We start from the raw sequence: 13,773 nt of genomic DNA, 5'->3' as shown, positions 1-13,773 counted from the left end.
CTTCGGTCACCCTCAGTCCGTCGAAGGGATCCAGCCCGTCGCCTCGATACGCGCGGCATCCGCCGGCCGTGACGCGTCGAAGACGACGTGGCCGCCGGTTTCCACACGCAGGCCGTCGACGTACACGCCGCGGCCGACGTAGAGCCGGTCCGTCGCATACCGCCAGCGCAGGACGAGCTGTCGGGCCCCGGTGAGATCCGCGGTGAGCCGGTGCCAGACCCGGCCCGACCAGCCGGTGACGGAACCGGCGGGATGGTCCTGGACGGTCTCGCCGTGCCGGACCGTCGTGAACGGCACCGGTTCCCATGTCGTGCCGCCGTCCGCCGAGGACTCCAGGAAGAGGGCGTCCGACTGCGGTTCGGTGTCCCACCACAGGGCGCATCGGAGACGACCACCGGTGCCGAGATCGAGTGCGGGCAGGGTCAGCGTCGCGGACGTGGTGGTCGCCATGCCGGAGAACCAGGCTGTACGTCCTCGAGCGGGCCGGACCGGCACGGCGCGGGCCAGATTGTTGGCGGCGGCGACCCGGGGAGCGGAACCGGATCGCCAACTGCGCACGGGATGAACGGAGTTGCCGAGAAGGATGAGGAAGGAGTCGGTCGTCGGGTCGAGGACCAGGGACGTGCCGGTGAAGCCGGTGTGGCCCGCGGTGCGCGGTGTGGCCATCGCGCCCATGTACCAGTGCTGGTAGAGCTCGAAGCCGAGGCCGTGCTCGTCACCGGGGAAGGCCGTGTTGAAGTCGGTGAACATCAGCTCCACGGACTCGGGCTCGAGGATGCGCGCCTTGCCGTACGCGCCGCCGTTGAGCAGCGTACGGCCGAGGACCGCGAGGTCCCACGCGTTGGAGAAGACGCCGGCGTGACCGGCCACGCCGCCCAGGCTGTACGCGTTCTCGTCGTGCACCTCGCCCCATACGAGGTCGCGGTCGAGCCCGGACCAGGGCTTCCGGGCGTCCTCGGTGGCGGCGATCCGCGGCTTCCAGGAGGCGGGCGGGTTGAAGCGAGTGCGGTGCATCCCGAGTGGAGCGGTGATCTCGTTTCGGAGCAGTGCGTCCAGAGTGCGACCGGTGATCTCTTCCAGGACGAGCTGGAGCGAGATCAGGTTGAGGTCCGAGTAGAGGTACCTGGTGCCCGGCGGGTTGAGCGGCGCTTCCTTCCAGATGAGCTGGAGCTTCTCCTCGTACGTCGGTGCGCTGTAGAGCGGGATCCAGGCACGGAACCCCGAGGTGTGGGTGAGGAGCTGACGGATCGTGATGTCCTGCTTGCCCGCGCCCCCGAAGTCCGGGAGGTACGAGGCGACCTTCCCCTCCAGCTCAAGGGCGCCGCGCTCGATCTGCTGCACGGCGAGGATAGAGGTGAACAGCTTCGACACCGACGCGAGATCGAAGACCGTGTCCTCGGTCATCGCGATCTGCTGGTCGGCGGGGAACTCCACACCGGTGTCGGCCTTCTCGTCGTACGCCGCGTAGCGCACCGCCTTGCCGATCGGCTGATGCAGGGCGACCGTGCCGCCGCGTCCGGCGAGCAGGACGGCGCCCGCGTACCAGGGGTACGTGGGGGAGGGGCCGAGGAACTTCTCGGCATCAGTGACGAGTTGGCGCAGGTGGGCGGGGAGCAGCCCGGCGTGTTCGGCGGAGCCGGGGCGCAGGGTCGGGCGGCCGTGGCCCGCACCGTTGCTCTCGGCGGTGCCGGGCGCGGCCGACGCCGCGGGGAGGGGCGCGAGGATCAGCGCGCCGCCCAAGGCTGTCAAGCCCCGACCCAGTTGGCGACGGGTCGGCCCGCCGCCTGCTCTGCCTGTCATCTATGAGCCTCCCGCCGTGCCGCCTGAAAGTATCTTTCCGGGTTCATGGTGTCTGATGAAACTTTTGTGTCAGAGGTGGGAAGTGTCAACGGTGCCGCCCCGACTCGAGCCCGATCCAAGAAAACTGACGGGCCATCAGAAAAAGTCTTCCCTCGTCCGGAGGACTGCGGCATCCTGCGCCCATGCAGACGGAGCTGAGCAAGAAACTGGGAGTCGAGCACGCCCTCTTCGGCTTCACGCCGTTCCCCGCCGTCGCCGCTGCCCTCAGCAGAGCGGGTGGATTCGGTGTGCTCGGTGCGGTCCGCTACACCGCCCCCGACGACCTCAAACGCGACCTCGACTGGATCGAGGCGAACGTCGACGGCAGGCCGTACGGGCTGGACGTCGTGATGCCCGCCAAGAAGGTCGAAGGCGTGACCGAGGGGGACGTGGAGGCGATGATCCCCGAGGCGCACCGCCAGTACGTCAATGACACCCTCGCCAAGCACGGCGTGCCGGAACTCGCCGAGGGCGAGGCCTCCGGCTGGCGCATCACCGGCTGGATGGAACAGGTCGCCCGCACCCAGCTGGACGTCGCCTTCGACTATCCGATCAAGCTGCTGGCCAACGCACTCGGTTCACCACCCGCCGATGTCATCGAACGCGCCCACGACCAGGGCGTACTCGTCGCCGCGCTCGCGGGCAGCGCCCGGCACGCCCGCAAGCACGCGGAGGCGGGCATCGACATCGTCGTCGCGCAGGGCTACGAGGCCGGCGGCCACACCGGTGAGATCGCCTCGATGGTGCTCACACCCGAAGTCGTGGATGCCGTCGACCCGTTGCCCGTGCTCGCGGCGGGCGGCATCGGCAGCGGCCAGCAGATGGCCGCCGCGCTCACTCTCGGCGCCCAAGGTGTGTGGCTCGGCTCTATATGGCTGACCACCACTGAGGCCGATATGCACTCACGCGCCCTGACCCAGAAGCTGCTGGCCGCCGGATCCGGCGACACGGTCCGTTCGCGGGCGCTGACCGGGAAACCCGCACGGCAGTTGCGTACCGAATGGACCGACGCCTGGGACGACCCGAACGGACCCGGCACACTCCCCATGCCCCTGCAGGGGCTGCTGGTCGCCGAGGCGGTCTCGCGGATCCAGAAGTACGAGGTGGAACCGCTGCTCGGCACGCCCGTCGGGCAGATCGTCGGCCGGATGAACAGCGAACGCAGCGTCCAGGAGGTCGTCGACGACCTCACCCGCGGCTTCGAGAAGGCCGTCGACCGACTCAACCGCATCGCCGGAAGGAGCCAGGCGTGAGTCAGTCCTCCAACGGCTTCTGGGAGCAGGCCACGGCCGACCCCGAACGCACCGTGCTCATCGCGCCCGACGGCGAGGAGTGGACCGCCGGACGGCTGCACGCCGAGACGAACCGGCTGGTGCACGGACTGCGCGCCGCCGGGCTCGAACGCGGTGACGCCTTCGCCGTCGTCCTGCCCAACAGCGTCGAGTTCTTCACCGCGTACCTCGCCGCCTCGCAGGCCGGCTTCTATCTCGTGCCCGTCAACCACCATCTCGTCGGCCCCGAGATCGCCTGGATCGTCTCCGACTCCGGTGCCAAGGTGCTCATCGCGCACGAGCGGTTCGCCGACGCGGCACGCCATGCGGCCGACGAGGCGAAGCTCCCCGGGGACCGGCGGTACGCGGTCGGCGCGGTCGAAGGCTTCAGGCCGTACGCCGAACTCCTCGACGGGCAGCCCGGGTCGGCGCCCGAGGACCGCACGCTCGGCTGGGTCATGAACTACACCTCGGGTACGACGGGCCGCCCGCGCGGCATACGGCGCCCGCTGCCCGGCAAGCTCCCCGAGGAGTCGTATCTCGGCGGCTTCCTCGGCATCTTCGGCATCAAGCCCTTCGACGACAACGTGCATCTGGTGTGTTCGCCGCTCTACCACACGGCGGTCCTCCAGTTCGCGGGCGCGTCCCTGCACATCGGGCACCGGCTGGTGCTGATGGACAAGTGGACGCCCGAGGAGATGCTGCGGCTCATCGACACCCACAAGTGCACGCACACCCATATGGTCCCGACCCAGTTCCACCGCCTGCTCGCACTGCCGGAGCAGACGAGGGCGGCCTACGACGTCTCGTCCATGCGGCACGCCATCCACGGCGCCGCCCCGTGCCCGGACCACGTGAAACGGGCCATGATCGACTGGTGGGGCCACAGCGTCGAGGAGTACTACGCGGCCAGCGAGGGCGGTGGTGCCTTCGCGACCGCCGAGGACTGGCTGAAGAAGCCCGGCACGGTCGGAAAGGCCTGGCCCATCAGCGAGCTGGCGGTCTTCGACGACGATGGCAACAAGGTGCCGCCGGGCGAACTGGGCACCGTCTACATGAAGATGAGCACGGGCGGATTCTCCTACCACAAGGACGAGACCAAGACGAAGAAGAACCGCATCGGCGACTTCTTCACCGTCGGCGACCTGGGATATCTCGACGAGGACGGCTATCTCTTCCTCCGCGACCGCAAGATCGACATGATCATCTCGGGCGGCGTCAACATCTACCCCGCCGAGATCGAGGCCGCGCTGCTCACCCACCCCGCCGTCGCCGACGCCGCCGCCTTCGGAATTCCGCACGACGACTGGGGCGAGGCGGTCAAGGCCGTCGTCGAACCCGCCCCCGGCTTCGAACCGGGCGATGCCCTGGCCGCCGAGATCCTGGAGCACTGCGAGCGGCAACTGGCCGGGTACAAGCGGCCCAAGAGCGTCGACTTCATCGAGGCCATGCCGCGCGACCCCAACGGCAAGCTCTACAAGCGGCGGTTGCGAGAGCCGTATTGGGAGGGGCGTACTCGTCCCGTGTGAGGCCGGGGTGAGATTGGTCGTCCTGATGCCGCAGGTTGTCACGATCGCCTGTGGTCCCACCCCATGTGGGGCGGAACCACAGGCACTTGCTCACTCGCTCAATCGTGCACTCGCACCACCCTCAGCGCGGGCGAGGAGAAGATGTCCTTCTCGCAGAAGCGGGACGTCACCCACTTCTCGGCCGAAAACAGCCGCGTCTGGTCGGCGAAGTGGGCCGAGGTCGGATTCGACGACTGCGCGTACGTCAGGAGCGTACGGGCCACCGGGCAGCGGCTGCCGTCCCAGCCGACCGCCTGGATGTAGCTCGACCCGGTGCTGACCTCCGCATAGCCGCCGGCCGCCGCGCTCCACACCGGCTCGATCTTGTTCCACACACCGAGCGACTCGGTGCCGCCCGGGACGGGGATGCGCTGACCGCCGCGTACGACGAACTGGTTCGTCCCGAGCTTCGCGTCCAGGGCGATGCCCGCCGCGCGCAGTTCGGTCACGGTGTCGGCGAGAGCCCTGGCGAACCCCGGTGCGTCGGTGTTCAGCGTGTTCGGGGTGCGCACCGGGTCCGCCGCCGAGAACGGCACCTTCCACAGCTGCGCGGCCGGCACCGCCGCGATCAGCTTCCGCCAGAACCGGTCGAAGAGCAGCGCGCCCCGGCTGCCGGTGTCCATGGAGTGGTCCCACGCCTTGAGCGCGCCGCAGGCCTCCGTGACGTCAACCGCCGTGCCGTCGCTGCCCGTTGCCATGCCTCCCGGGAGTGCGGCGCAGGCACGGGCTGCGTCGTCCGCCGCGAGATCGCCTGCGGGCGCGCGGTTCGCGAACTGCTGTCGTTGGAGGTCCTTCACGGTCAGGTCGCCGCGCCCCGCCATGGCCGCCACGTCCTCGATCGCGCCGCGTGTGCGCAGCGAACGCGGGGTACCGATGCTGCCGAAGACCCGCTCGTAGCCCGTCAGCGGCCGGTCGGCGTTGGCCAGCCAGGCGCTGTCGTTGGAGTTCTCCGCGTACGGCGCGTCCTTGAGGACCGGCATCTTCGAGGGTCCGAAGACGCCCGGCTGCAGTGCATCGTCGTCCTTCCCCAGCGCGCAGTCGCTCTTCGAGCCGTCCAGGATCGCCAGACCGGACGACGGATACGTGACCTTGCCGAGCGCCGTCGAGCAGCGCAGGGCGAGCTCGTCGGTGATGCGGGGGAGTACCTGCGACTGCGTGAACAGCGAGTGCCCGCCGGAGTCGGCCGCGATCGTGTTGACCCACGGCAGCCCCTGCGTCCGCTTCAGCGTCTTGAGGATGTCACCGGTGCTGCGTGCCTTGCTGAAGCCGAGCCCGGTGTCCGAGGCACGTAGGTTGAGGGAGTTGGGGTCGTTCAGCGCGTACGCCGTCGTCGTGGTCCAGGGCAGCGGAACCTGGGCGCCGAGGGAGTTGACGACCGGGCCGTACCGCGTCCACCACTGGGTGCGGGTCACGGGCGCGGCGTCCTTCACGCCGACGGTCACGGTCCGCTTCGTCATGCGCTCCGGTTTGCCGTCCACCAGATACGTGGTGGGATCGGCCGGATCGAGCGTCAGCTGATGGAGGTTGAGGGGGACGCCCGTGGCGACGGTATGGCTCCAGGCCACATGTGCGTTGTGGCCAATGGATATCGTCGCCGAGCCGAGCAAGGAGCCGCCGGAGACGTTGAGTTCGCCCGGGATCGTCTGCTGGGACTGCCAGAAGCGGCGGCCGCCCTGCCACGGGTAGTGCGGGTTGCCCAGGAGCAGGCCCCGGCCGTTGGCCGTTGTGTCGCCGTGGAACGCCACGGCGTTGGAGCCCATGTCGGACGCGCCCGAGGCGAAGAGCTTCTGCGTGGCGCGCGCGGTGTCCTGGGCGTCCGGTGTACGCGCCGTCCCGTTGGCCGGGGGCTGTGCGGCCGTGATGCCGTCCACGCCGCGGCCCTGGCCGCCGAGCACGGACAGCGCGAAACCGCGGGACGCCACATCCAGGGGCGTCACCTGCCGTACCCAGACGGCGCCCTTGCACGCCGGGTCGGTGATCCGGTTCTGCTTCAGCCAGGCGTTGTAGCCGGCCGCCCAGCCGCGCATCAGCTCCTTGACCTGACGGCCCGGCCCTCGGGGCGCGGGTTCGGCGAGCAGCCTCTCCACGGTGCCCGCGTCCCGCACTCCGCGGAAGTACAGGTCGCTGGAAAGGTTCTTCGCGGCCGACGAGAGCGAGCCGTCCGGCGCCGCGTCGGGGCCGAAGAAGCGGGAGCGCTCGCCGCGAACGGTCACGAAGCCGTCGGCGAGGGTGCACACCTGGTCGGCGGCCTGTGCCCAGCCGGTGCCGAAACCGAGGTTCGCGTAGTCCTTCGCGAGGATGTGCGGAATGCCGTATTCGGTGTAGCGGATGACGGCGGACAGACCGCCGTGCGAGGGATGTTCCTGCCGGTCCTGGCCATCGGCCGCGGCCGCGGGCAGCGCGGCCGAGGCGGTGCACAGGGCGACGACCGTGATCACGAACTGTCTCAGGCGGGTGCGCATCGTGCCTCCCAACGTCATTGAGGGAAGGTGCGGTTGAGCGTACCAACGGGTATGCACCGTGTCGGTGGTTCGGTCCTGACCTCCTTCGCGTGACTGGATCTCACCTGCGTGGCGTGACCGGGCCCCGCCGCCTTCGCGAGGGCCGGCCTCGCTTCGCGAGACTTGACCTCGCTCGTGGCGCGGAACGAGGATCATGTGTCATGACGCCTGGACACGGCAGCACGGTTGACGGGGTGCTGCAGCGCAGCGCCCGGCGCACCCCGGCTCGGGTCGCGGTCACCTACCGCGAACGCTCCTGGACGTACGCCGAACTCGACGAGGCGGTCTCCCGAGCGGCGCAGGTGCTGCGCTCGTCCGGGGCGGCGCCCGGCGACCGCGTCGGTGCCTACGGCCACAACTCGGACGCGTACCTCATCGGCTTCCTGGCCTGCGCGCGGGCCGGACTCGTACACGTACCGGTCAACCAGAACCTGACCGGCGACGACCTGGCGTACATCATCGGCCAGTCGGGCAGCACGCTGGTCCTGGCCGACCCGGACCTCGCCGGTCGACTGCCCGAGGGCGTACGGGTGGTGCCGCTGCGCGACGCCGACGACTCGCTGCTCGCACGGCTGGACTCGACGCCTCCGTACGACGGTCCCGAACCGCGCACCGAGGACCTGGTGCAACTGCTCTACACCTCGGGTACGACGGCCCTCCCCAAGGGCGCGATGATGACCCACCGGGCGCTGGTGCACGAGTATCTGAGCGCGATCACCGCTCTCGATCTGAGCGCGGGGGATCTGCCCGTGCACTCGCTGCCGCTCTACCACTCGGCGCAGATGCACGTGTTCCTGCTGCCGTATCTCGCGGTCGGCGCCCAGAACACCATCCTCGACGCGCCCGACGGCGACCAGCTCTTCGACCTGGTCGAGGCCGGCCGCGCGGACAGTCTCTTCGCGCCGCCCACCGTGTGGATCGGCCTGTCGAACCGCCCCGACTTCGCGACACGCGACCTGAGCGGGTTGCGCAAGGCGTACTACGGGGCGTCGATCATGCCGGTGCCCGTACTGGAGCGGCTCCGCGAAAGGCTCCCGAAACTGGCCTTCTACAACTGTTTCGGTCAGAGCGAGATCGGCCCGCTGGCCATGGTCCTCGGGCCCCACGAGCACAAGGGGCGCATGGACTCCTGCGGCCGTCCGGTGCTGTTCGTGGACGCGCGGGTGGTCGACGAGAACGGCAAGGACGTGCCCGACGGCACCTCCGGTGAGGTCGTCTACCGGTCACCGCAGTTGTGCGAGGGCTACTGGGACAAGCCCGAAGAGACGGCCGAGGCCTTCCGGGACGGCTGGTTCCACTCCGGCGATCTCGTGGTGCGGGATGCCCACGGATACTTCACCGTCGTCGACCGGGTGAAGGACGTCATCAATTCCGGGGGCGTACTCGTCGCTTCGCGGCAGGTCGAGGACGCGCTGTACACGCATCCCGAGGTGGCCGAGGTCGCGGTGATCGGGCTGCCGGACGAGCGGTGGATCGAGGCCGTGACCGCGGTGGTCGTCCCCCGTGGTGAGGTCACGGAGGACGAGCTCGTCACCCACGCGCGCGACAAGCTCGCCCACTTCAAGGCGCCGAAGCGGGTGCTGTTCGTGGACGAGCTGCCGCGCAATGCCAGCGGGAAGATCCTCAAGCGGGAGCTGAGGGACCGGTTCGGGGAGATTTCTCCGGCGGTCGAAGCCGGTGATTGAATCCCAGGGGGTGGGATCCTCGATGGGTTGGATGACGGGTTGAACTGAATCCGCCGGTGAGCCGTACCAGTAACGGCGGCCCGACCACCCGATCCTGGTCCGCCGAGTCACCACCGGGTTTCGCAAGGAAGGACCTTCGGGTTGTCGCGCACCACAAGCTCTCGTGAACTGCCGGACACGGACCGGACAACCCCGGAGGAGGACGTGACGCCGGAGGCCTCTCCGACGGCCGCGCCCGACGACCCCGCCCTCTCGGAAGAGAGTCCGGCGGCTGAGGAGGGCACCGCCTCCGAGACCGGCCCCGCAGTTGAGGAGAGCGCCGCAGCTGAAGGGGCTGAAGAGGACGCCTCCGCGAGTGACGATCCTGCCGAGGCGAGCGACAGTCCCACCGAGGCGGGTGACGGTCCTACCGAGGCGGGTGACAGCCCCACCGAGGCGAGCGACAGCCCCACCGAGACCCCGGACAAGCCCGTCGCCGCCCGCAAGTGGCGGGAGAAGCACCCGGTCGCCGCGCGCAACGTGGGGTGGACGATCACAGCCCTCTCCCTCGCGCTCGTGTGCTTCGCGCTTCTCATGCCGACCTCTCTCGACAAGTTCCGGCCCGGCCTGTTCGTACGCATCCCGGTGGAGGCCGTCCTCGGCGCCGCCGTGCTGATCGTCCTGCCGCGCAGGCCACGGCTGGTGATGGCGGTCCTCGCCGGCCTGGGCCTCGGCCTGCTGACCGTGCTGAACCTCCTCGACATCGGCTTCAACATGTTCCTCGGCCGAGGATTCAACGTGGTCCTCGACTGGGTCCTCTTCGACGACGCACAGGCGTACATCAAGGACTCGATGGGCAGCGGGGGTGCGATCGGCGCCCTGATCGGGGTCGTGGCCCTCGTCCTCATCGTGCTCGTCGTGCTGACCCTGGCGGTGCTCCGGGTGAGCAACGTCATGGCCCGCAACCGCGACGCGGCCAGCCGGGCCACCCTGGTGGCCGGGACCGCCTGGGTCACCTGCGCGGCGCTCGGTCTGCAGCTCGGCACCGGTTCGCCGATCGCGGCCAGGAGCACGGCCGCCCTCGTCGAGGACCGTGTGCACCGGGTGCGCGCGACTCTCAAGGACGAGGCGGAGTTCGCCAAGGAGGCCAAGAAGGACGCCTTCGGCAGCACCCCGGGCAGTCAGCTGCTCACCGATCTGCGCGGCAAGGACGTCATGATCGCCTTCATCGAGAGCTACGGCCGCAGCGCGGTCGAGGACCCGGACATCGCGCCGGGCGTCGACGCGACGCTCGCGGCGCAGAATGAGGCGCTGACCAAGGCCGGGTTCTCGGCCAAGAGCGGCTGGCTCACCTCGGCGACGTACGGCGGCAGCAGCTGGCTCGGCCACTCGACCTTCCTGTCGGGCCTGTGGATCAACAACCAGAACCGCTACCGCACCGTCACCGCGGGCGAGCACCTGACCCTCACGGGCGCCTTCCAGCGCACCGGTGCCTGGCGGACGGTGGGCGTCATGCCGGGCGTCCAGAAGAACTGGCCCGAGGGCAAGTTCTACGGCCTCGACGAGGTCTACGACTCCCGCGAACTGGGATACGAGGGTCCGAAGTTCAGCTGGTCGACCATGCCCGACCAGTACACCCTGTCGGCCTTCGAGCGGCTGGAGCACGGCAAGAAGCAGGACAAGCCGTTGATGTCGGAGATCATCCTGACCTCCAGCCACCAGCCCTGGGCGCCCCTCCCCAAGACGATCCCCTGGGACCAGGTCGGCGACGGCTCGGTCTACGAGGGCATCCAGAAGGCCGGCAAGGACCCCGGCGACGTCTTCTACGACTCCGGCAAGGTGAAGAAGGCGTACGGCGAGTCCATCGAGTACTCGGTGAACTCCCTCATCGACTACGTGGTGAAGTACGGCAGCAAGGACACCGTGCTCGTCTTCCTCGGCGACCACCAGCCCATGGCTCGCGTCAGCGGCAACAACGCCAGCCGGGACGTGCCGGTCTCGATCGTCGCCCACGACAAGTCCGTACTGGACAAGATCGAAGACTGGGGCTGGACGGACGGAATCAAGCCCGACAAGAAGGCACCGGTGTGGCGGATGGACTCCTTCCGCGACCGCTTCCTGACGGCGTACGGCTCGACGCCCAAACCCTAGTCAGAGCAGGGAGCGAGGGTTTCCCTGCTCCGGGGGAAGCTAAGCGGTCTCGGGGAGGTGAGGCACGCCCCCACCTCCCCGAGACCGCTTAGCGGGACGCCTCCGCCGCCACTGACCGTGCCCACCGGTAGTCCGCCTTGCCGCTCGGTGATCGCTGGATGGTGTCCGTGATCACCAGTTGGCGGGGGATCTTGTAGCCCGCGAGATGCGTACGGCAGTGGGTCTGGATGTCGTCCAGGGAGGGGCGGCCCGCGCCGTCGCGCAGCTGCACCACGGCCGCCACATGGTTGCCCCACTTCTCGTCGGGCACTCCGGCCACCAGTGCGTCGTACACGTCCGGATGCGATTTGAGCGCCTGCTCGACCTCCTCCGGATACACCTTCTCGCCACCGGTGTTGATGCACTGCGAGCCGCGGCCGAGGACGGTGACTACGCCTTCCTCGTCGACGGTCGCCATGTCGCCGAGCAGCACCCACCGCTCGCCGCCCTTCTGGAAGAAGGTCTCGGCGGTCTTCTTCGGGTCGTTGTAGTAGCCGAGGGGTACATGCCCGCGCTGGGCGATCCGGCCGGGCTCGCCGACGGCGACCGGCTCGTAGGTCGCCGGATCCACCACCTGCGTACGGGAGTTGACGCGGATCCGGAAGCCGCGGTCAGGACCCGAGTCCTCCGTGGCCGTGCCGTTGAAACCGGACTCCGAGGAGCCGAAGTTGTTGAGCAGCATCACGTTCGGCACGAGCGCCTGGAACTGCGCGCGCACCGTCTCGGACATGATCGCGCCGGACGACGAGACACTGAACAGGGCGGAGCAGTCGGTGCCCTTCATGGGCCCGTTCAGCGCGTCGATCAGCGGCCGCAGCATCGCGTCGCCGACCAGGGACACGCTGGTGACCTTCTCCTTCTCGATCGTCCGCAGCACTTCTTCGGGCACGAACTTGCGGTGGATCACGACGCGTTGGCCGAAGTTGAAGCCGATGAAGGCGGTGAGGGTGGAGGTGCCGTGCATCAGGGGTGCGGTGGGGAAGAAGGTGATCCCGTCTCCGCCGGCCGCGACCCGCTCGGCGAGCTCCTCCGGCGTCTTCACCGGCTCACCGGTCGGCGCGCCACCGCCCAGCCCCGAGAAGAACAGATCCTCCTGGCGCCACATCACACCCTTGGGCATACCGGTCGTGCCGCCGGTGTAGATGATGAACTGGTCGTCGGCCGAGCGTGGTGGGAATCCGCGCCCGTGGGACCCGGAGGCCTCCGCGTCGGTGAAGTCCACGGCGGGCAGTGAGGGTGCGTCCGGTGCCGGAGCGCCCACCCGGATCAGGTGCCGCAGCGCCGTGGCCTGCGGCAGGGCCGCCGCGACCCGCTCGGTGAACTCCGTGTCGAAGACCAGCGCCACCAGATCGGCGTCCCGGTAGAGGTAGACCAACTCCTCTTCCACATAGCGGTAGTTGACGTTGACCGGCACGATCCGTGCCTTGAGGCACCCGAGGACGGTCTGCAGATACTCGATGCCGTTGTAGAGGTGCAGCCCGAGATGCTCACCGGGACGTATGCCGCTGTCGATCAGGTGGTGCGCGACGCGGTTGGCCGCCGCGTCCAGCTCCGCGTACGTCAGGCGGCGCTCCGCACCCGTACCGGGATGGTCGATATGGATGAGCGCCTCGCGGTCGGGGACCACGTCGACGACCGACTCGAACAGGTCGGCAAGGTTGTACTCCACCGCTCCTCCTGACCCCGGCAAGCATCGGCGAATGGACGTGCGTCATCGCTTCGCCGGTCATCAGAGCAAAGCCCGCCACAACTGTGAAGGGTTCGCGCAGAAGAAATCTGACTGCGTGTCAGAAAACCCTTGAAGTGCTCCCGCGCCTCCTGCAACCTGTTCTCGTTCCTGAGACGGGAGGACGGCAATGGGTGGGACGGAACACCTCACCGTGCAGCGCGAAGGCGCCACACTGGTGCTCACGCTCAACAGGCCCGAGGCCAAGAACGCGCTCTCGCTGCCGATGCTGGTCGGTCTGTACGACGGCTGGGTCGAGGCCGACGAGGACGACGCCATCCGCTCGATCGTCCTGACCGGCGCGGGCGGCGCGTTCTGCGCGGGCATGGACCTCAAGGCCCTGGCGGGCAAGGGGATGGAGGGGCAGCAGTACCGGGACCGCCTGACGGCCGACCCCGATCTGCACTGGAAGGCGATGCTCCGCCACCACCGGCCGCGCAAACCGGTGATCGCCGCGGTCGAGGGCCACTGTGTGGCCGGCGGTACCGAGATCCTTCAGGGGACCGACATCCGGGTCGCGGGGGAGTCCGCCACGTTCGGGCTCTTCGAGGTGAAGCGCGGTCTGTTCCCGATCGGCGGCTCGACGGTTCGCCTCCAGCGGCAGATTCCGCGCACGCACGCGCTGGAGATGCTGCTCACCGGTCGGCCGTACTCGGCGCGGGAGGCCGCCGACATCGGTCTGATCGGGCATGTCGTCCCCGACGGGACGGCCCTGGAGAAGGCTCTCGCGATCGCCGGGCGGATCAACGCGTGTGGTCCGCTCGCCGTCGAGGCCGTCAAGGCGTCCGTGTACGAGACCGCGGAGATGACCGAGGCCGATGGGCTTGCCGCCGAGCTGAAGCGGGGGTGGCCGATCTTCGATACGGCTGACGCCAAGGAGGGTTCGAGGGCTTTTGCGGAGAAGCGTCCGCCGGTGTATCGGCGGGAGTGACGTTTGGCAGGCCGGTTTGACGCTGCGGGTCCGTTGTGGCTGGTCGCGCAGTTCCCCGCGCCCCTTAACGGGGCGCAGCCCCG

At 69.0% G+C, this 13,773-nt stretch carries 8 protein-coding genes; 5 read left to right on the top strand and 3 right to left on the bottom strand.

Annotated features, from left to right (window positions below; translation table 11 throughout):
- Positions 1 to 12: 12 nt before the first annotated feature.
- Complete coding sequence (locus tag GAS53_RS18745) at positions 13 to 1,800, bottom strand: serine hydrolase domain-containing protein (protein WP_151478777.1); 1,788 nt, start codon at positions 1,798 to 1,800, stop codon at positions 13 to 15.
- Positions 1,801 to 1,982: 182 nt separating this feature from the next.
- Between GAS53_RS18745 and GAS53_RS18740 the strand changes: the two genes are divergently transcribed.
- Both GAS53_RS18740 and GAS53_RS18735 read left to right on the top strand, forming a co-directional pair.
- On the top strand, positions 1,983 to 3,092 hold the full coding sequence (locus GAS53_RS18740; RefSeq protein WP_151478776.1) for an NAD(P)H-dependent flavin oxidoreductase: 1,110 nt from the start codon (positions 1,983 to 1,985) through the stop codon (positions 3,090 to 3,092).
- Positions 3,089 to 4,639: an acyl-CoA synthetase gene (locus tag GAS53_RS18735; protein WP_151478775.1), complete on the top strand. Its 1,551-nt coding sequence runs from the start codon at positions 3,089 to 3,091 to the stop codon at positions 4,637 to 4,639. Before GAS53_RS18740 ends, GAS53_RS18735 begins: the two co-directional genes overlap by 4 nt.
- Positions 4,640 to 4,737: 98 nt before the next feature.
- Here GAS53_RS18735 and GAS53_RS18730 read toward each other — a convergent pair whose 3' ends face one another.
- Positions 4,738 to 7,140 (bottom strand): penicillin acylase family protein, encoded by a 2,403-nt coding sequence (locus GAS53_RS18730; RefSeq protein ID WP_151478774.1) that lies wholly within the window; start codon positions 7,138 to 7,140, stop codon positions 4,738 to 4,740.
- A gap of 200 nt (positions 7,141 to 7,340) precedes the next feature.
- Between GAS53_RS18730 and GAS53_RS18725 the strand changes: the two genes are divergently transcribed.
- Together GAS53_RS18725 and GAS53_RS18720 are read left to right on the top strand one after the other, a co-directional pair.
- Positions 7,341 to 8,864: an acyl-CoA synthetase gene (locus GAS53_RS18725; protein ID WP_151478773.1), complete on the top strand. Its 1,524-nt coding sequence runs from the start codon at positions 7,341 to 7,343 to the stop codon at positions 8,862 to 8,864.
- A gap of 141 nt (positions 8,865 to 9,005) precedes the next feature.
- The gene (locus tag GAS53_RS18720; RefSeq protein ID WP_151478772.1) at positions 9,006 to 10,994 is read left to right on the top strand and encodes an alkaline phosphatase family protein; all 1,989 of its coding nucleotides are present in this window, start codon (positions 9,006 to 9,008) and stop codon (positions 10,992 to 10,994) included.
- Positions 10,995 to 11,082: 88 nt separating this feature from the next.
- Here the strand turns inward: GAS53_RS18720 and GAS53_RS18715 are convergent, their stop codons facing one another.
- Positions 11,083 to 12,702, bottom strand: a complete 1,620-nt coding sequence (locus GAS53_RS18715) for an acyl-CoA synthetase (RefSeq protein WP_151478771.1) — start codon at positions 12,700 to 12,702, stop codon at positions 11,083 to 11,085.
- Between the two features lie 187 nt (positions 12,703 to 12,889).
- Between GAS53_RS18715 and GAS53_RS18710 the strand changes: the two genes are divergently transcribed.
- Positions 12,890 to 13,690 (top strand): crotonase/enoyl-CoA hydratase family protein, encoded by an 801-nt coding sequence (locus GAS53_RS18710; RefSeq protein WP_151478770.1) that lies wholly within the window; start codon positions 12,890 to 12,892, stop codon positions 13,688 to 13,690.
- Positions 13,691 to 13,773 lie beyond the last annotated feature (83 nt).

This window comes from Streptomyces albicerus, from assembly GCF_008905045.1.
Lineage (GTDB): Bacteria > Actinomycetota > Actinomycetes > Streptomycetales > Streptomycetaceae > Streptomyces > Streptomyces albicerus.
Note: the sequence above shows the minus strand (reverse complement) of the source record. Positions and strands in the feature narration are given on the sequence as shown.